Consider the following 21,521-nt stretch of genomic DNA (forward strand, 5'->3'; position numbering starts at 1 on the left):
GAGCCCTGTGGTGTTACAAAAACGGAACCAGAAGGACCGAGACGGGCTGGGAGGAAGAAAATTATTTCTACCTTAGTTTGAAAGGGCTGGAGAGCGTTGGAATCAAAGTAACGATTTGGGCAGAACATCCCAACTTTGAACCGTTGGAAACCTTCCGCCGACAAGAATGTTTGATAAAAGAACTGGATGCCGCCTTGGATGAAAAAGGAAGTTGTCAACTTTCCTTTATTGTGGACCGGGAAAGTAAAGAAAAGATACAAACCATCAATCCCGACCCTAAAGTACAGACCCAACTTTTTTTTACGGTGGAATTTACCTCAAAAGAACCGTTGGATCTTTCTCGCATATCCTTGATCCACCAGGCAGACGGTCAAGAAGTGGAAACGGTGCATATAGACGGGAAAACGTTATATTTGGTATTGGATCGCAGAGAATATTTGAAAGTCCCTGCTCCTGCGCGCATTACTTCTATGTGCTTTTCTAATGAGGCAGCGGATGATGTTCAGATAAAGACTACTGAGTACGGCATAAAGCATACGGTTTGGGTACATACCGTGGGTATGGCTAAGGAAAAACTGACGGTGATTGTGTATAAAAAATTGGGGGCGGATGATTGGGCGGATTCTTATAACGAAAAGCAAAAGTCCTTTATGGTGGCAACACAGGCAAAAAGGTATGAGGCAGAGGTGGTGGGGACCGACGGCTTACTGTCGCTGGATTTTACCCCGGAGAGGGACTCGAACGTTCCGAGCCCTCAGGTGTTCTATATCGCTGTTTTTAAGGAGGAAAAGGATGCAAACGATGCAACGATTTGGGTGGAATTGGAATCTCAGCTGAAGACGGTAAACAGGGATTCGTATGAAAAGGTTTTTAATGAGGAGTATTCGCAGGTGGGCATTGCCATGCCCACTTTGGAGGAAGGGCAAACTCCTACTGCGGAACAATTAAAAAAGGTGGAATCTGTTTTTTTCCATTTTTTTAATCCGCTCTATGTTTCTGATCTGGGAAATCTTGAAGATTTATCTTCTGTTTCTTTGGTTACCGTGGCCAGGGGGAAGAATTTGATCAATACATACGAATGTCCCAGATGTAAGGCAGATATTACAGTTGATTTATTAAAACAGGTTTATAGCGGGGTAAAAGATACTAAAATATTAGAAGAATTGGCAGAAGCTTTAAATAAGTATAAAGATAAATTTAACTTAGACACTTGTGCACGAAAAGCACATTTTTTTGCACAATCTCGCGAAGAATCGGGCTTAGATTTAAAAGGAGCCTTAGAAGGTGAAAGTTTAAATTATGCTGCGCAAGATTTACCCAAACATTTTAAAGCTTTTCGGGCCAATCCGGCCTTGAATGAAAAAAGCCCTCCTAATGAATTAGCCTATCAATATGGAAGAACGGCTCAGCACCCGGCCAATCAAAGAAAAATAGCAGAAATAGCTTACGGCAATCGTAAGGAATTAGGAAATAAAGGAGGAGAAGACGGTTGGAGATTTAAAGGAAGGGGATTGCTTCAGATAACCGGGAGAGAGAATTACGGTAAAATTCAAAAGCAAATAGATCAACAAGCGCCCGACAGTGGTTTTAATGTATTTACCTCGGCAATTAATGAAAAAGGCTATACCCCGTATCAAGCAGCCCTTACCGGAATGGCCGACTGGTATAAAGATAAAATGTATTTGGAAGCAGATAAGACCGGTCAATACTCCGATGATAGGGTTGTGGAAATGATTGTTGATATACTAAATCAAAACACGAAGTCACATCCTAAAAGAAAAATATGGTACAGAGGAGGAAAAGAAGGGAAATTATCCGTAGCCGTTGAAAACTCAACTAAGGTCCTATTTAAGGTAGCAGAATGTGAAAAGGTAAACAAGCCGTTAGACTATATTGATGGCGATTTAAAGATACAACAGGGAATAGACTGGTTATTAACCAAGGCCATAAGCCAGGAAGAAGCAGACGCAGGAAAATCGTATAAAGTAAGATATGCCAACGATCAAAACCGAGTAGAAGAATCGGGAGAAAATACGATGGATTGTTCGGAATTAGTGTGCCGATATTTACAAAAAATAGAATGGAGTAAAAAGGTAATGGCAGGAAATACAAGGATACTGCATGACTTCGGGGAAACCTATTCGGAATATTTACTGAAACATGATGATATAAATTACAAACCTCAAAAGGGAGATATATTTATATGGAAAAATAAAAGCGGAGGAATGGGTCATACCGGAGTAATTATCGATTACGAAGAAAAAAAGATAAAAAGGAAAAATGAAGAAGGAAAAGAAGTAGAAGAAACCCTGGAAATAGTTACCACCATTGAAGCGATCAGTTCTTCTGAAACACCCTATGGGATGGATAAAACTTTAGATATGAAGGGAGTTATTAAACTCAAATGGTTAAGAAATTCTTACCATTTGCTCGATCACCCTCTAACTAAAAATAGGCAAAGCTTTACAGCCTGTCGTTTTTATACCCCCAAAGTTCACTTTAGTAAGGCAGATAAAAAAATACGGTGGAAAGATCAAGGGTACACCTTTGAAATAAAGAAAAAATAATAAAAAAATAAAGAATTATGAGAAAGATATTGGTCTCATGTATACAAGTATTGGTTTTATTTTCTTGTCAAGGCCAAGAAAATAAAACGGCAATACAAGTTAATAATGAAAATAAAGAAACAACAACAAAACCTATTGAAAAACCGACAGAAAATAAGCCCGTTATGAATAATGAAATAGATTTAAAAAAAATAGCCGAGCATATTGAACTACAAAAACGGGTTTTCGTAGCAGATCATACTCCAGAAAACGAATATGTTGCCACCCGGGAAGATTTAGACTTGCAACAACCCTTAATTGAAAAAACGCTGTTAAACAGCGGATATAAATTTCCAGAGTATGCCGAATTCAGAGAACGTGTAAAATATCTTTTTGGAATCGATCTGGATAAAAGTAAAGAAACGATAGTTACCTTATATCCACTTCGTTTTGCCAATCTAAGAGGGGTAGCTTATACGGATGAGGAGATAAAAGGTAATGTCAGTAAAACCATGACTTTTGATAAATATAAATATACTTTTGCCTGGGATGGATGGAAATTGTTTATAGACAAGGAAAGAAAAATAATAACCCCGATGGTTTTTTTAGAGGATTTAATAAAAATAAATAGTATCGATAAAAAAGAGTATTCGGTTAAACAAAATTTATCGATAGTAAGTTTAAATAAATATTTAATGTATGGAGATAAAGCCGGTTTGATATATTTACTTTCAAGGGAAAAAGAAATGGCCCATGACTTATTATTAAATTTCAATTTTGATAAGGAAGATAAAATTAATAAAAGTGTTTTAGATAGTTTATATAATCGATATAAATCGGATGGATATAGGTTTGGGCAAGAGGTTAGAAATTTAATTTTCGTAGATAATTTTAAAACGGGTGATAAATTATATATCAGAGAAGGAATATTAAAAACGATAGAACATATAACTAATGAAAATGAAGGCATTTATACCATAGATTTAATATCAAGTACATTATATCTATTAAGAGAGTTAGATAAAAGTGATTTAACTAAAGTGCAAAAAGGGTATAGTTATAAAATAATAGGGTATATGGCCAATACCTGTGATCCGCTATTTAGGAAATATCATTTATCAAAAACAGTAAGATGGCGCAGGGGAAATATTTTAGGCTCATATCACGCCTCATTAGTAGATGATTTGGAGCCTTGGTATGATTTAAAAAACACCTTTATAGAAAACAACTACTATAATTTACCCCATTTAAAAGAAATGGTAGCTTATGCGGAAGAATTTACTGATAAGGAGACTCCGGAATAATTCAAGCAAGGTACACGTAAAGGCTCAGATATAATATAAATACTTGCATACAAAAGATTACTTTTTTGGCTCAAGTAAATGCAGAGACGGGATTTTTTAAATTATCGCAAGAAAAACCGAGTAAATATAAATCCAGTACTTCCTTTTATAAAGGGAGAGGATTGATTCAACTTACCGGTAATTTAAATAAGGATAAAACTGCTTACGATGATCCCGGACCTTATAAAAAGTATGGAAAATATTTAGCAGACAATGGGTATCTGAAAAAAGAAGAGGAAGGAATATTTATCAACGATCCTGATTTGATATCCAAAGATCTACATTATGCCATAGACAGTGCCGGTTGGGAATGGGAGGTATTTAAAAGGGTTTCAAAATGGGGAGATAATAAAGATGATTCAGCTGAAATAAAACAAATCAAAGCATGGAAACGGGAGCGTTTTAGTAAAGGATTAGATCAAAGTTTAAACCGATTGGCTTTGGTTATGGAAGAAAGCGGAGAGGAGGAAAATTATTTTTGGTTACAGTCTAAAATACTTAACGGATATTCGCCAGGTCATAAAGATAAACCCGATCCGCATGGTTGGGAAAAACGCAAAGAAGGACTTAGAAAGTTAAAAACATGGTTTAAGTACGATAAGGCTGTTTGCAAAGGAGAGAAAGAGTTGGAATTTATAAGCGCCAAAGGCAGGGCGCCATGGATGGAAACCGCTATTCAAGAGATAATTAATTACGGCGGTAAACATGAGAAAGCAATTGACAAAAGAATAAGAGAATATCACAAAGCAGGAGGAACTTCAGGTAGTGATAGTGGAGTACCTTGGTGTGCCTCATTTGTATCCTGGTGCTTGGAGAATTCAACGCCTAAATTTAAATCACCTCATTCTGCCAGTTCGAGTATGTTTTTCAATCACAACACATTAGAACCTTGTGAGGCGTTCTTTGGTGCCATAGCCGTATTTTCAGATTGTTATTCAAATGGAAAAATGAAAGGATCAGGACATATAACCTTAGTATATGGAAGATTATTAGATAAAAACACCTATATTGGTTTAGGGGGAAATCAAGGAAACATGATAACCCTTTCACCTAATTATAAATTTGATGGTAGCACATTCTATTCTTATACCGAAAAAGGAGTAAAAATATATAAAAAACTTAGAGGTTTTTTTAAGCCTAAAGGATACGTTATTAAAGAAGAAGATAAATTGAATAAAAATGATGAATATGCCACTATCAATGAAGCAAATAAAAAATTAAACCAAAAAACTCAAGATACCAGTAAAGGAGAAAGTTCAAGATAAAAAATATATGAAAACCAAATTATTGTTAATAAACACAATCACCCTTTTTGCAATAATGAATTGTCAAGAAAAAAAAGAGGTGAGTCTGACAAACAAAAATATAGAGGAAAAAAAAATGGAAACATCTAAAATAAAAGACGTACTGATAAAACAAATTAAAGAAGGTGCTAGTCCAGAATATTGGGGGGAAACATATGGAAAGGAAGATTTAGATGCTTTAGTACAAATTGAAGACACTATTTTAAAAAACAATGGATATAAAACCCCTGAAATAGAGGATTTTAATCAAAAAATAAAAAAGATTTTTGGAAGGATAATCGACAATCAATCAGAAAATTCATATTTAAAAATAGACAGATATTATAAATGCAATGAGGATTTAGAATATTATCCAACCTATATGGGGTTTAATTATATATATGTAGCAAAAAAATATAATTTTATTACACAGTTTGAACCTCTTCCAGTAGTATTAGATTATCAGAAAATATATCCTGAAGTATCAAAATATGAAGAAAATTCATATATGATTGATACTGCCGATGGTGAAATAGAGGTATTGATGTGGAAAGATGTAAATAATTTATTGCAAAAAAGAAATTTCAATAAACAGCGTTTAATCTCACGAAACAAATACTTATTTACTGACGATAAAAGCCAGTTTCCATGGTTGGTTACGCATGATAAGTTTTTTATGCGCAGTTTGGTAACAGACTTTGGATATACTGAAGATAAAAAACTATTGAAGTGGGCACTAGAAAATACCCATCTTCCACTCTTTTATACCTATGCTAATGACAATGATTTGGAGGAGTTGGGAAAATTATTATGGACTAAAGATTGTAATGGAGAAATACGAGTTCATCAAAATACTTTAGATCTTCTAAAAGAAATGTCTACACCGGATGAAAATTTATATATTATGTATGTAGCTGAATATCTTACAAATTTAGAACACCTAAATGCTAACAAAGAATTAAGTGATGCGCAAAAAGCCAAAATAGCAGCTCATTTGATGTATTGGGGAGAGCAATATAAATACGATAAACATTACGATTATAATCAAATGTTTATGGGGCATTTTTGGCATTATAAGGATGATGGCACTTATGATAAGGAATTTAAAAAGAATAATTATTACGGTTTATCCAAATTTAAAGAGTGGTATGAAGCAGCAAAAAAAGAAGAAAATCTATTTTTAGATGATGAGTCTATACCCGATTCCCCACAACCATTAGATTATGAATTTAAAGCGAGACCAATAAAATAATAATCCCTTTTTAAATAAAAATTTATAAAATAAAGATAAATTTAACATAGACACTTGTGCTCGAAAAGCACATTTTTTTGCACAATCTCGCGAAGAATCGGGCTTAGATTTAAAAGGAGCCTTAGAAGGAGAAAGTTTAAATTATGCTGCGCAAGATTTACCCAAACATTTCATTAACTTCAGCAGCACAGGAAAATTAGAGGGGCCTCCTAATGAATTAGCCTATCAATATGGAAGGACGGCTCAGCACCCGGCCAATCAAAGAAAAATAGCAGAAATAGCTTACGGCAATCGTAAGGAATTAGGAAATAAAGGAGGAGAAGACGGCTGGAGATTTAAAGGTCGGGGACTGCTTCAGATAACCGGGAGATATAATTACGGTAAAATTCAAGAGCAAATAGATCAACTTGCTCCCGACAGTGGTTTTAATGTATTTACTTCCGCAATTAATGAAAAAGGCTATACCCCGTATCAAGCAGCCCTAACCGGAATGGCCGACTGGTATAAAGATAAAATGTATTTGGAAGCAGATAAGACCGGTCAATCCTCCGATGATGCGGTAGTGGAAATGATTGTAAAAATACTAAATAAAAAAACGAATTCTCGGGATAAAAGAAAAGTATGGTACAGAGGAGGAAAAGAAGGGAAATTATCCGTAGCCGTTGAAAACTCAACCAAGGTCCTATTTAAGGTAGCAGAATGTGAAAAGGTAGACAAGTCGTTAGACTATATTGATGGCGATTTAAAGATACAACAGGGAATAGATTGGTTATTAACCAAAGCCATAAGCCAGGAAGAGGCAAAAGCAGGAAAATCGTATAAAGTAAGATATGCCAACGATCAAAACCGAGTAGAAGAATCGGGAGAAAATACGATGGATTGTTCGGAATTAGTGTGCCGATATTTACAAAAAATAGAATGGAGTAAAAAGGTAATGGCAGGAAATACAAGGATACTGCACGACTTCGGGGAAACCTATTCGGAATATTTACTGAAACATGATGATATAAATTACAAACCTCAAAAAGGAGATATATTTATATGGAAAAATAAAAGCGGAGGAATGGGTCATACCGGAGTAATTATCGATTACGAAGAAAAAAAGATAAAAAAGAAAAATGAAGAAGGAAAAGAAGTAGAAGAAACCCTGGAAATAGTTACCACCATTGAAGCGATCAGTTCTTCTGAAACACCCTATGGGATGGATAAAACTTTAGATATGAAGGGAGTTATTAAACTCAAATGGTTAAGAAATTCTTACCATTTGCTCGATCACCCTCTAACTAAAAATAGGCAAAGCTTAACTCCCTGCCGTTTTTATACCCCCAAAGTTCATTTTAGTAAGGCAGATAAAAAAATACGGTGGAAAGATCAAGGGTACACCTTTGAAATTAATAAAAAATAATAAAAAACAAAGAATTATGAGAAAGATATTGGTCTCATGTATACAAGTATTGGTTTTACTTTCTTGTCAAGGCCAAGAAAATAAAACGGCAATACAACTTAATAATGGAAATAAAGAAGCAACAACAAAACCTATTGAAAAATCGACAGAAAATAAGCCCGTTATGAATAATGAAATAGATTTAAAAAAAATAGCCGAGCATATTGAACTACAAAAACGGGTTTTTGTAGAAGATCATACTCCGGAAAACGAATATGTTGCCACCCGGGAAGATTTAGACTTACAACAACCCTTAATTGAAAAAACGCTGTTAAACAGCGGATATAAATTTCCGGAGTATGCCGAATTCAGAGAACGTGTAAAATATCTTTTTGGAATCGATCTGGATAAAAGTAAAGAAACGATAGTTACCTTATATCCACTTCGTTTTGCCAATCTAAGAGGAGTAGCTTATACGGATGAGGAGATAAAAGGTAATGTCAGTAAAACCATGACTTTTGATAAATATAAATATACTTTTGCCTGGGATGGATGGAATTTGTTTATAGACAAGGAAAGAAAAATAATAACCCCCATGGTTTTTTTGGAGGATTTAATAAAAATAAATAGTATCGATAAAAAGGAGTATTCGGTTAAACAAAACTTGAAAGTAATAACCTTAAATAAATACTTAATGTATGGAGATAAAGCCGGTTTGACATATTTACTCTCTAAAGAAAAAGAATTGGCCCATGACTTATTATTAAATTTCAATTTTGACAAGGAAGATAAAATTAATAAAAGTGTTTTAGATAGTTTATATTATCGATATAAATCGGATGGATATAGGTTTGGGCAAGAAGTTAGAAGTTTAATTTTTGTAGATAATTTTAAAACGGATGATAAATTATATATCAGAGAAGGAATATTAAAAACGATTGAACATATAACTAATGAGAATGAAGGCACCTATGCAATAAATTTAATAGACAGCACATTATATCTATTAAGAGAATTAGATAAAAGTGATTTAACAAAAGCGCAAAAAGGATATAGTTATAAAAAAATAGGGTATTTAGCCAATACCTGTGATCCTCTATTTAGGAAATATCATTTATCAAGAACTGTAAGGTGGGGAAACGGAAATATCTTAGGTGCATATCACGCCTCATTAATAGATGATTTGGAGCCTTGGTATGATTTAAAAAACACCTTTATAGAAAACAACTACTATAATTTACCCCATTTAGAAGAAATGGTAGATTATGCGGAACAATTTAGTGATAAGGAAACTCCCGAATAATTTAAGCAAGGTACACGTAAAGGCTCAGATATAATATAAATATTGGTATTCAAAAAAGATTACTTTTTTGGCTCAAGTAAATGCAGAGACGGGATTTTTTAAATTATCGCAAGAAAAACCGAGTAAATATAAATCCAGTACTTCCTTTTATAAAGGGAGAGGATTGATTCAACTTACCGGTAATTTAAATAAGGATGGAACTGCTTATAGTGTTCCCGGACCTTATGAAGATTATGGAAAATATTTAGCAGACAATGGTTATCTGAAAAAAGAAGAGGAAGGAATATTTATCAGCGATCCTGATTTGATATCCAAAGATCTACATTATGCCATAGACAGTGCCGGTTGGGAATGGGAAGTTTTTAAAAGGGTTTCAAAATGGGAAGATAAAGACTATGATTCGGCTAAAATAAGAGAAGTTAAGGCATGGAAACGGGAGCGTTTCAGTAAAGGATTAGATCAAAGTTTAAACCGATTGGCTTTGGTTATGGAAGAAAGCGGAGAGGAGGAAAATTATTTTTGGTTGCAATCTAAAATACTTAACGGATATTCGCCCGATCATAAAGATAAACCCGATCCGCATGGTTGGGAAAAACGCAAAGAAGGACTTAGAAAGTAGACAATAAAGCTTTTTATTAGTAGAATTAAATCCTATGTTTATGTTGATTTTAAATTAAAGAATCGTATTTACTATTAAAAGCTTCATCTCCAATATATTACATTATAAGTTATTATTTCATCTATGTAATATTTATAGTGTAGATATTAATAAAAAATTCAAAACTCATAAATCGACTCTATTATTTAATTTTATTAGCTTTTATAGATATATATTTATTATTTTATGTATTTATTTAAGATATTTTTTAATATTTAATTATTAATAAATAAATAAAATCATTATATTTACTCCATATTTTATATAAATATTAGTTTTTATTTTTTAACTTAATTAAATTACAATCCCATGAATCCTTTGGATAAAAAGAATTCGGTGAATATTAACACTAAAGATTTGACTAAAAATATAGTTGATTCTTCCGGAATTACCGATAAGGTAAATCAAAAAATTAATTCTTTTACAGCTCCTGTTTCCGATCATTCGGATAAGCTTGATATGCTTAAAAAAAATATAGTTGCCGGTAGTGATAGATCCATTAAACTTGAAGATGCCATTAAACCTCCCGATTGTTTTAGTGTAACTCCTCCGGATGCTCTGGAAAAGAAAATTAAAGATATGGCTTCTAATTTTTTTGCTAAATATGGAGGGGATTTAGCTTCTCAACTTAAAAATTCTCATATTGTTTATGCAGCTATTTCTATCGATGGTAACGAAGTATTACGAGACAGTCATTTTACTCTTACGCTAAACCAAAAAATGGCGGACCATGACCATTTTGAAATTTCTTGTTATGCGGAAGCATTCGGTGACAGGGATTCTTATCCGATGACCAATTCTCGTGAGCTTTTAGGTAAGAAAATTTCTATTCAACTCAAACAATACGGACAAACCGCTTATATTTTTTCGGGTATTGTTACCGAGCTTTCCAATAAAAAGGTGGATGGTTATAATAAGCTTTTTATCAAGGGCCATGCTCCTACTATTTTATTGGAAAACGGGCTGGATTGCCAAAGTTTTGAAAATCAAAGTTTGGACGCTATTATTCAACAGGCCACTTCGGAATATCAATCGGATTTGCTCAGCTGGGACTTACGTCCTATGTTAAAAGACCCTCTACTTTATACGGTACAATACCGTGAATCGGATTGGGAGTTTATTAAACGTTTGGCTACAAGGTATGGGGAATGGCTCTATTATAACGGGCAACAAATTGTCTTTGGAGGAGCGGGAGGTAAAACCGTGGAATTGGTGGAAGAAAAAGATGTTTACAGTTATGAGCTGAAAATGAGATTAGTTCCTCAAAAATTCAGCTATGTTGGTTATGATGCGAAAAGGGCTCAAAACCATACGGTAGACTCTGACAGTATTCCTCCTAAATGGAGTATTGTTAATCCTTTTCAACAACATGCTATCACTGCTTCGGAAAAAATATACGCTAAGGTGCCTTTATCCTTATACAATCAATCTTTATTGGAAAAAGGTTCTATTGAGGTAACCCAAGCCGTGGAAAGGCAAAAGCTCAGACGTCAGCATGTACTGTTTTTAGAAGCTAAGACCAATAATCCTAATTTAAGGTTGGGAGATATTGTAAAGCTTAAAGGCTGGATGCCTAAAAGCGGACTTTTTAAAGACGGGGAAGTTCCTTTGGAACGATATAAAATTATAGAAATCACGCATTCTCAAGACATTACCGAAGGGTATTATAATGAATTGGTGGGCGTACCTATGGACAATATGGTTCCTGAATATATGGATGAAGATGCAATTCCTTTATGTGAAGAGCAATCGGCTACGGTTACGGATAATAACGATCCGGAAGGAATGTCTCGAATTCGGGTACAGTTTCCTTGGCAAAAGCCTTTTAATGGTATGACACCCTGGATTCGTTCAATTACCCCGTATGCAGGAAAAGGCAAAGGAATGCATGTAGTGCCTGAGATAGGGGAAGAAGTAATCGTAAGTTTTGAAAACGGAAATGCAGAAAAGCCGGTAAGCTTAGGGGCTATGTTTAATGGGGGAGGTAAATCCGGACACGGGGGAGCAGGTAATTATATGAAAGGATTAGAAACGGCTAGCGGAAGTAAATTATTAATGAACGACCAAAAAGGTTCTGTTATATTGGAAGATCATGGACAAACAAGCATGAAATTTGATGGTGCAGGTAATTCATTTATAAGCACCTCTACCACTCAGGTTATTACAGTTGGAGGTGATAAAGATTCTCAAGATGAGAATGCCTTGTTGAAAATGGATAATGAAGGAAACATAACTTTACAAGGAAATACAAAAATAACATTACAAGTAGGAAAAACTTCATTAACATTAACTGAAAAGGAAATAAAAATGTTAGCTGACGAAGGACAAATAGAAATTAAATCAAAGAAAAAGACAAATATTACATCAGACACAAGTTCAATAAAATTGAATGCTAAAAAGGATAACATTTCAATTGTTGGTTTAAAATTTATTATGAGAGCTTTAAAAAAAGGTAATATAAAAGCAGTATCTAAATTAGATATAAGAGGAGGGAAGGTTGCCGATGTTAAAGCAGTATTAGTTAAAATAAATTCATAGATTATGGCAAAGTTTGCAGCAAGGTTTTTAAAAGATACTGCGGGGCATAAAGGAATGATTATTTCAGGAAGTTCCAATGTGTTAATAGGAGGTATGCCTGCGGCAAGGAAAGGAGATGGGTTTAAGTGTTCCTCTCATAGTAAAGGAAAAATTGTAGAGGGAGATTCTACTGTATTGATAAACGGTAAACCAGCCGCCAGAAAAGGAGATAAAACCAGTTGTGTGTCAAGTCCTAATAAGCCAGAAATTGGAAAACCACCACAACATGGACATCTATCATTAGCTGAAAATATGGATAAAAAAGGTTATATAAAAAAAGGAGAAAACACACCTGATTGGGCAGATATCAAAGCTAGACCTTTTTATATGGGATATGATCTAATAGATGAAAAAAAAAATGGAGAATTTGATAAAATAAAGGGACAAATTACCGCATTAGATTATAAGTCAAAATTTGGAAATGATTTTGCAAGTGGTAAACTTGAAGCTCAATTATTTAATGCAAAAGGGGAAGCACGTGCCGGATGGGGTAATGGATATTATGGTGCAACATCTAGTGCAGAAGTTCAAGCAATAGGATATAATGTGGAAGGTCAAATAGGTAAAGATGATGCAAGATTGGCCTATGGAGAAGCTGAATTTAAAGCATTATACGCTACGCATGAAGCAACTACTGAGGCTTATAAGGGAGGTAAAGAAAAAAAATACGGATTTAAATTAAGAACAACAGAAGAAGCTGGATGGGCTAAAGCAGAAGGTAAAATAGGCACAGATGTATTAAATGCAGGTATTAAGAATAAAGGTAAAAATAATAAAATTAAAACAGGAATAGAAGCTGGAGTAAAATGTGGTGTTGGTTGGGATATAGGAGCAGAAGCCTACCTCGATAAGGATAATTATTCATTAAATCTTGGGTTAGATGTAAGTGCATCATTTATTTTAGGTGTCAAATTAGGTGGAGGTTTAAGTCTAAGTTATAAGCCCATAGTTGATATGAAAAATAACATAGTTGATATAAAAAATAACATAGTTGATTATACAAGAGGGCTTTTCGGATATAAAAAAAAGAAAGATGATAAAAAAAAGAAAGAAGATAATAAAGAGGGAATTGTGATAAGTGGTTTATCAAGTGTCTGGATAGGTAAATAAATGAAATTAAAATTTATGAAAATTTTTTTTTATCTTTTATATAGTTTAGTTTGTATTATAATTTCGTTTGGATATAATAATATAAAAATAAAATTTTGGTATATATTTTTACCGATATTTATTATAATTCCTTTAGATTTTTTGTTTACTTTTTTATTAAGTATATTCAAATTTCAAATAAAAAATACATATGATGATATAAGTTTTTCATTAATTATGGGATCAGGTGTAATAACCTTAGTAATTTGGACCACATACACTGTGCCATTAATGTTAGACACATTAATAAATTTTCATAAAACATACAACGCTATGAATCTAAATAAATTTCCTATCAGTATTTTTATAAATTATAGAGATAAAATTATATTAGGTTTTAAAGTAATCTTTTGTTTGGGAGCATTTTTAATGCTATATGGAATATTTTTTTAAATTTAAAATCTTAATAAAAAATATGAAAAAAAAATATATCACAATCTTTGTTCTGTTCCACTTTTTAATATCATGTAATAAGAACAATTTAGATTTTCAATCAATAAAAAGTAAAGATACAACTATGGAAGAAACAAAAGATTCAATAGAAAAAAAAAATATATCCTTTCCAATAAAAAATAGCTTTTCAGAAAAATATTTACAAAAAAATTTTTGGCAATGTAATTATAATAATAAAAAAGCTGGTTATAAAATCAAATACTGGATAGTACTTCCTATTAATGTGAAACCATTAGAATTAGATCCATTACCTATTGATGGGATGGATTTAATTAATATAGGTAGGTATCAAAATATAGATAAGAAGTTTCCATTCATTGAGGTAACTGTATATTATGAAGAAATAAAAAATAAAATATCTCCTGCTGATTGGCTATTAAATAAACTGAAACTATCTAAGGAAACAATATTAAAAAGTAGGGAATTACAATTTAAAGGTCAGAAATATATAGATATATTAACAACAGTTACCGACAATGGAGATTCAATAATTACGCGTCACACTGTTTACAGTAAGGAAAATGTTTACTTTTGCGTTCGTGTTGATTGTAATGCAGAAAATTATCCTGTTTTAGATCAAACTATGCAATTAATAACATCAAATTTTGGATTTTAAAAAAAAAATTTATGAAATTTGAGACTATTTTTCCTTTAGAAACTTCATTTTCAGAGGAATATTTGAAAGCAAATTATTGGCAATGTTTATATACTAAATCAAACGATTATTTACACTATTGGATAGTTTTACCAAATAATGTGAAACCATTCTCAATAGATAAAATAAAGAATAAAGATTTAAATCTCACAGAAATTGGTTTTTATTCAAGAATAGATGAAAGTCCATATATAGAAATAACCGTAGGTTATGAAACTATTTTATATGATATAAATTGTTCGGATTGGCTAAAGAAAAAACTTTACTTAATGGGAGAAGTTTTATTACAAGAAAGAAAAATTCAAGGAAAAACCACAGGATTTTATCTAGATGTCCTCACATCAAAAAACGAGGGAGAAAAGAATATTATATCACGTTATACAACAATGAAGGATTATAATCCTAGTGGAGGGGCCAACTATTTTTTAGTTAAAGTTTCATGTTATTCAGAATCATATAAAGAATTAGCAGAAACTATGTATCATATTTCTTCTAATTGGGATTTAATAAATAAATCTAATTGGCAAATGGCTGAAATGTTGAAACCATTTGATTATAATTTTAATGAACCAATTGAGTTTTATTATCCGGCTTCTTGGGATGCAAAATACAGTATAAATAATAATAATAATTTATCTCAATTTTTATTTGAACATACCATTGATGGTGATAATAAAGGAATTATTATTTCTTTTTTCTATGAAAATGAAAAATTTAAAATTGTAGACGAAGTATATAATAACTCTATACAACGTCTAAAAAATAGAGAAGAATATAGTTTAGAAATTTCAGCAATAAAAGAATTATCTATAAACAATATTAATACTAAAATAAAAGAATTATTTACTTTATCTGGAAGTATATCTTCTTTAACTTTTAATGCTTTTATACAAATCTATATAATTCGCACATTAAAAGGATGGTATTATTTTGAATCTATTGGTTCTAATCCAAATTTAAAAAATTATAATTGGGAAATTAGTAAAAGAGCATTACAACTTATTGTAAAATCATTTAATAACTTAGAATTTGAAGATTACGATAAAAATAATAAATTTTTAAAAAATAAAAATTTTTATAAAACCTATAAAGGAAAAAATTATACTAAAGAAGAATGGGAAAATATGGAACAAAAGCTATACGAAAATTATGTTCAAAAAAATAATTTGGGTAATGGAAATACTGACTGTAAAAAAGAAATAAAGAAAAAAGGGGAAGGATTTTTTTTAGATGAAAAAGATATGAAATAGATAATTTAAGAAAATAAAATGTTTAACTATCAAAATAATATTATTAATTTATCAAATTAATATATAAATTCTTCAAAAACTAAATCTTATAAATCATAAAAGGTAATATCTTTAAATTAATTAATCTCATCTGCTTATAATCAATAAAATTGAGATTTCAATTAGAAATAATTAATTTATAATTCATAAAATTTGAAAACAATTCACAACAAGCTTCTGATAACTATCATAAAATAAAATTTATATTATATTAATATAGTATCATAATATAAGAATCATTATCTTAAATTTATTTATAATTTATACCTTCAGAATCCTTACATTATTAGTATAATTGAAAAAAAGGCGTGAATAAGTAGTTAAATAAATTTGAAAACAATTCACAGCTGCTCAGGCAATGCATTAATTTTTGTATACTATACAAGTATATTATTATAACTGATAAGTGTTAAAAATATTATATAAAATTAATACGATATTATAACCGTATTTCCAACCAATTGTGCAGGATAAATTTTAGGTGCTCGGTCAGCTATTTCTAACGGTTGACCGGAAGTAAGAGACCATTTTGCTCCATCTTCAGGACAATAGATATAAAAATCGTCTTTTACTTCCAATCGGGTATTAGGTCCCGGGCAAATATGCGGCGCATTTCTGTCATAGGCTAAAAACTTATTAGCCTCTATTCTAACCAATATTAAGCCCTTAGTACCGGTTAAAGGACCCGCTTCAATATAAGCATAACCATTAATACCGGATAATTTTTGGAACTGAGGTAAATTGAGATCGGCTGAATAACTTATAGAAGAATTAGGAAAACAACTAATTGTTTTATTTCCATTTTCGCATTGGATGAAGATGAATAACTGTGAAATTAATAATATATAAAGAATTAATTTTTTAATCATAATAAATTTGCTAAATTTGCATACGGATAATCCGACCGTGAAGAGTCGGGTTATTTTTTTTATGTTTATAAATTACAACGCAAAATTACAAAAAATAGTATCATGAATTATGTAACGAAAGAAGGTCTAGATAAATTACGTAAGGAACTTGATCAATTGGAACAAGTTGAAAGACCTAAAATCACACAGCAAATTGCTGAAGCTAGGGATAAGGGTGATTTATCTGAAAATGCGGAATACGATGCGGCTAAAGAAGCACAAGGTCTGCTTGAAATGCGTATAGCTAAGCTTAAAGATATAATTTCTAATTCTAAAATAATAGATCAATCGCAAGTTGATACTTCTAAAGTAGCTATATTATGTTCTGTTAAAATAAAGAATACTGCCAATGGACAGGAGATGAAGTATACCTTGGTTCCGGATACGGAAACCGATTTAAAAACCGGAAAAATATCTGTTAATACACCCATTGCTAAAGGACTTTTAGGAAAGGAAGTTGGAGATACTGCCGAAATAAATTTACCGAACGGTAATCGAATTAATTTTGAGATTTTAGAAATTTCACTAGATTAATAAGCTAAATTTACAACCTATGGCAAGTATATTTTCAAAAATCGTAGCAGGAGAAATTCCCTGTTATAAAGTTGCAGAAAGCGAAAAACACCTTGCTTTTTTAGATGCATTTCCAATAGTAATAGGACATGTATTAGTAATTCCTAAAAAAGAAACCGATAAACTGTTTGATTTACCCAAAGAAGAATATGATGAATTAATGGATTTTACCTATAGGGTTGCTCAGGCAGTAGGAAAAGCTATTCCATGTTTACGGGTAGGAATGTCTGTACAAGGATTGGAAGTTCCCCATGTTCATGTTCATCTGATCCCATTAAACGCTATCGGAGACATGAATTTTGGTAACAAATTGACACTGAGTTCGGAAGAATTTACTGAAATTGCTGACAAAATAAAGTCTTATCTATAGAGACTCTTGTTTGGTATAGTTTTAGTGAGAAAATTAAGTAAAAAATTTTAGAAAAAGATTAATAAAAATGGATTTAGGAAAAGAGTTCCATAAATATGCAGTAAAACACCAGGGAATTAATAGTCTGGCGGTAGATCAGTACGTAAATTCAATGACTCCATATATTACTGAAGAACGAAAATTAAATGTAGCACAAATGGATGTGTTCTCTCGGTTGATGATGGATAGAATTATATTCCTGGGAACAGGTATAGACGATCAAATAGCCAATATTGTAACTGCTCAATTATTGTTCTTGGAAAGTACAGATGCCAATAAAGATATTCAAATATATATTAATTCTCCCGGAGGGGGTGTGTATGCCGGACTAGGTATATACGATACCATGCAAATTATTAAGCCCGATGTGGCTACTATTTGTACCGGTATGGCTGCTTCTATGGGAGCCGTATTATTGACCGCAGGTGCTGCCGGAAAAAGATCAGCATTGAAACATTCTCGAATTATGATTCATCAACCATTGGGAGGAGCTCAAGGGCAAGCCTCCGATATGGAAATTACATTAAAGGAGATCTTGAAGCTGAAAAAAGAATTATATGAAATTTTGGCAGAGCATTCCGGTCAACCTTTTGAAAAAATTGAGAAGGATTCAGATAGGGACTATTGGATGATTGCTTCAGAAGCTAAAGAATATGGACTTATTGATGAAGTTCTTGAAAAACGGTAAAGCTTTGTTTTGTTGAGAACCACATACATATAATATAATATTTATACTAAGACTTTCGTTTGTTCGATATCTACAAACGAAAGTTTTTTGTTTTTTTAAATAACGTTCAATGAGTAATAAATTACTTTTTTTGTTTGCATTTTTATTTAGTTTATCTTATAATGCACAAATCAAAATTACGGGGGTAATTATAAATCAGGATACCCAGCGTCCTATTGAAGGAGCAAAAATATCTTTTCCTGAAGCTCCCGAAATTTCAACCCTTTCAAATAATATTGGATATTTTTCACTCGAATCTAAAAATAACTTTGATTCTATCGTTGTTCAGATTGTAAATTATAAGAAAAAGTCATTTCCTGTCAATAAAAAACAAAACTTAAATTTAATTATTAAATTCTCTGAAAAAGATAAGATTGGTACATCCTCAATTCCTCCATCAATTACCAATCAAACTAAAATTGATACCGATACAATATTACCATCTTCAAACCAGCAAGTTAATTACGTTAGAGTTTCCGGTCAATTGCTAGATGAAGATACAGAGAAGCCAATAACGGATGCTGATATTTTTCTTAAAAATACTCAGGTTTACGCCACTACAGACAGTGATGGAAATTTTGAATTACAATCCAATAAATACATTGACACGTTACAAATTATTACAGATAAATACCCGACAAAATATATACCCTTACAAAGGGGAGATAATCTAGGCTTAATTGTAAATCTCAAATTAAAAAACAAAAATAGTAGCCAATCAACCGATAAAGGAACCGTAAGCAAAGAAAAGGAAATAGACGAGGTAGTAGTTACCGGTTTTCCGAAAAAACGTTTACCAAAAAAAGAAAATCCGGCATACCGTATATTGCGTGAATTATGGAAGAGAAGAAGAACCAACGGTTTGACTAATTTTAAGAATTATCAATATAAAGAATATGAGAAAATCGAATTTGATTTAAATAATGTTGATAGTGCTTTTATAAGTAAAAAAATCTTTAAAAAATTAAACATTTCAGCCAAAGACATAGATACATTAGATATCTCAGGAAAAACGTACATTCCCGTTTTTCTTAACGAATCCCTTTCCGATATAGTTGGACAAAATACGCCTTCCAAACGGGAAAAATCTTTTTTGAGAGGAAATAAAGCTTCCGGAATTCCTAATAATGATATTGTAGCCAATACGGTTAAAAATTTGTATAAAGATGTTAACATATACGATAATGTGTTAAACTTTTTTAATAAAGGATTCACCAGTCCGGTAGCTACTATTGGATTTTCCGTATACGATTATTTATTAGCTGATACGGTTTCCGTAGACGGAGTTGATTGTTATTATATTAAATACAGACCTCGAAGAGAAAATGAGCTTACTTTTAAAGGAGATTTATATATTACTAAAGATACTTATGCAGTAAAGCAAGTAACCTTACAATCTACTTCGGGTATTAATGTAAACTTCGTTAAAGATATATATATGGAATTGAATTATGACAATGTCAATGATTCAATCTTTATTCCATTACGAAATTACACGGTTTTGGATATGTCTCTTATAACTAAAAAAGAAGGAGGAAAAGGTATGTTTGCAAAACGTACCATAACTTATAATGATTATAAATTCGATGAGCCGCAAGGCACTGTAGAAAAACTTTTAGATCAACAATGGGAACCTATTTCTGAAGGAGCTTACAACCGAAAAGATGATTTTTGGGCCGACAATCGTCCGGATCGTCTCAATGAAGATGATAAAAAGGCATATGAAATGGTAGACAAGGTATCTAAAACCCGATTATTTAGAAATATTGTAGATGCCGTACAAATTCTTTCCTCAGGCTATGTCAATGTGGGTAATGCCATTGATATTGGAAATCTGTATCAAACACTAGGATATAACGATGTTGAAGGAACCAGAATTCGTTTAGGAGCCAGGACATTTTTCTCTCCCAATGATATGTGGAGAGTGGAAGGATATACGGCATACGGATTTAAAGACGATCAATTTAAATACGGTTTTGAAGGGCGCTTGATGTTAAACAAATACAATCGTTTTACGATAGGTGCGGGAACAAAAAGGGATATAACTCAGTTAGGGACTTCGCTTACAGAAAATGAGGGAATTATGACCCGTTCTTTTGCGTCATCTTCCATCATATCCCGAGGAAGTAATGAATATTTGAGTTCTGTCAATCAAACCAATGCATTTTTATCTATTGAACCGTGGAAAAATGTACAATTGCGATTAGATGGAACTTATCAATACATAAAATCGGCGAATCCGTTCAAATTTAATATCGGTTATTACAACAAAAAAGGTGATATTAAAAACGATTTGTATGATTCTCATTTAACATTTAGTATTCAAGCGAGACCGGGAGCTAAATATTCTCGTTTTGGATTAGACAGATATGAGCATACGACTTTATCTCCAACCTTAATTTTAAAATATATAAAAGGATTCAATGGAGTGTTGGATGGTGATTTTAACTATGATAAAATACAATTTTTATACAATCATCCGATCCTTTGGGGACCGATTGGTAAATCGAATGTTACTTTTGAATTCGGTAAATCGTTTAATAAATTGCCCTTATCCTTGTTAGGAATCATACCGGGTAACCAGTCTTACGGTATCGTAAATAATACCTTTGCATTGCTGGATTACTATGATTTCGTAACCGATATTTATACGGCATTGCATGTTGAACATCACTTCAACGGAAGGATATTTTCCTATATTCCTTTATTGAAAAAATTACAATTAAGAGAAGTAGCGATTTTCAGAGGTGTTTGGGGAGATATATCCGAAGGCTCCAAGAATATGAATGCTTCTAATATCAGATATGTAGCGCCTAATAAAGATATCTATTATGAATATGGATTTGGTATCGAAAATATAGGGTTTGGAAATTTAAGAATCTTTAGAGTAGATTTTAACTGGAGAGGGAATTACTTACATATGCCGGATGTTAATAAATTCGGAGTTAAATTTGGAATGCAATTTACATTCTAAAAATCACGATTTAAAAAGAAAAAAAAGGAGTAATTATA

16 protein-coding genes are annotated in these 21,521 nt (G+C 32.1%); 15 read left to right on the plus strand and 1 reads right to left on the minus strand.

Annotated features, from left to right (window positions below):
- The 11 genes from GFV00_RS00005 to GFV00_RS00055 form a co-directional block, all read left to right on the plus strand.
- On the plus strand, positions 1-2,567 hold a 2,567-nt coding region (locus tag GFV00_RS00005; RefSeq protein ID WP_160562674.1), incomplete at its 5' end, for a peptidoglycan amidohydrolase family protein.
- 17 nt (positions 2,568-2,584) lie between these two features.
- Positions 2,585-3,850, plus strand: a complete 1,266-nt coding sequence (locus GFV00_RS00010) for a hypothetical protein (protein ID WP_160556827.1) — start codon at positions 2,585-2,587, stop codon at positions 3,848-3,850.
- A gap of 65 nt (positions 3,851-3,915) precedes the next feature.
- The gene (locus GFV00_RS00015; RefSeq protein ID WP_160556826.1) at positions 3,916-5,154 is read left to right on the plus strand and encodes a hypothetical protein; all 1,239 of its coding nucleotides are present in this window, start codon (positions 3,916-3,918) and stop codon (positions 5,152-5,154) included.
- Positions 5,155-5,161: 7 nt separating this feature from the next.
- Positions 5,162-6,424, plus strand: coding sequence for a hypothetical protein (locus tag GFV00_RS00020; protein WP_160556825.1), 1,263 nt, complete (start codon positions 5,162-5,164; stop codon positions 6,422-6,424).
- 490 nt (positions 6,425-6,914) lie between these two features.
- Positions 6,915-7,829, plus strand: coding sequence for a peptidoglycan amidohydrolase family protein (locus GFV00_RS00025; protein WP_160556824.1), 915 nt, complete (start codon positions 6,915-6,917; stop codon positions 7,827-7,829).
- A gap of 16 nt (positions 7,830-7,845) precedes the next feature.
- Entirely contained in the window at positions 7,846-9,111 is a 1,266-nt protein-coding gene (locus GFV00_RS00030; protein ID WP_160556823.1) for a hypothetical protein, read from the plus strand.
- A 67-nt stretch (positions 9,112-9,178) separates the two neighbouring features.
- Complete coding sequence (locus GFV00_RS00035) at positions 9,179-9,730, plus strand: hypothetical protein (RefSeq protein ID WP_160556822.1); 552 nt, start codon at positions 9,179-9,181, stop codon at positions 9,728-9,730.
- Positions 9,731-10,078: 348 nt separating this feature from the next.
- A complete protein-coding gene (locus GFV00_RS00040; protein WP_160556821.1) occupies positions 10,079-12,307 on the plus strand; it encodes a type VI secretion system Vgr family protein in 2,229 nt (742 codons plus the stop codon).
- A 3-nt stretch (positions 12,308-12,310) separates the two neighbouring features.
- Positions 12,311-13,456: a PAAR domain-containing protein gene (locus GFV00_RS00045; RefSeq protein WP_160556820.1), complete on the plus strand. Its 1,146-nt coding sequence runs from the start codon at positions 12,311-12,313 to the stop codon at positions 13,454-13,456.
- Positions 13,457-14,012: 556 nt separating this feature from the next.
- The gene (locus GFV00_RS00050; protein WP_160556819.1) at positions 14,013-14,564 is read left to right on the plus strand and encodes a hypothetical protein; all 552 of its coding nucleotides are present in this window, start codon (positions 14,013-14,015) and stop codon (positions 14,562-14,564) included.
- Positions 14,565-14,575: 11 nt separating this feature from the next.
- On the plus strand, positions 14,576-15,853 hold the full coding sequence (locus GFV00_RS00055; RefSeq protein WP_160556818.1) for a hypothetical protein: 1,278 nt from the start codon (positions 14,576-14,578) through the stop codon (positions 15,851-15,853).
- A gap of 467 nt (positions 15,854-16,320) precedes the next feature.
- Here the strand turns inward: GFV00_RS00055 and GFV00_RS00060 are convergent, their stop codons facing one another.
- A complete protein-coding gene (locus GFV00_RS00060) occupies positions 16,321-16,761 on the minus strand; it encodes a hypothetical protein (RefSeq protein WP_160556817.1) in 441 nt (146 codons plus the stop codon).
- A gap of 102 nt (positions 16,762-16,863) precedes the next feature.
- On the opposite strand from GFV00_RS00060, the gene greA reads away from it, so the two are divergent.
- From greA to GFV00_RS00080, 4 genes are all read left to right on the plus strand, one after another.
- Positions 16,864-17,334: a transcription elongation factor GreA gene (greA, locus tag GFV00_RS00065; protein WP_160556816.1), complete on the plus strand. Its 471-nt coding sequence runs from the start codon at positions 16,864-16,866 to the stop codon at positions 17,332-17,334.
- 19 nt (positions 17,335-17,353) lie between these two features.
- Positions 17,354-17,743, plus strand: a complete 390-nt coding sequence (locus tag GFV00_RS00070; protein ID WP_105297864.1) for an HIT family protein — start codon at positions 17,354-17,356, stop codon at positions 17,741-17,743.
- A 67-nt stretch (positions 17,744-17,810) separates the two neighbouring features.
- A complete protein-coding gene (clpP, locus tag GFV00_RS00075) occupies positions 17,811-18,470 on the plus strand; it encodes an ATP-dependent Clp endopeptidase proteolytic subunit ClpP (protein ID WP_105297863.1) in 660 nt (219 codons plus the stop codon).
- A gap of 109 nt (positions 18,471-18,579) precedes the next feature.
- A complete protein-coding gene (locus GFV00_RS00080) occupies positions 18,580-21,483 on the plus strand; it encodes a DUF5686 family protein (RefSeq protein WP_160556815.1) in 2,904 nt (967 codons plus the stop codon).
- The last annotated feature ends 38 nt before the right edge of the window (positions 21,484-21,521 follow it).

It is taken from the genome of Apibacter sp. B3935 (assembly GCF_009827705.1).
Taxonomy (GTDB): domain Bacteria; phylum Bacteroidota; class Bacteroidia; order Flavobacteriales; family Weeksellaceae; genus Apibacter.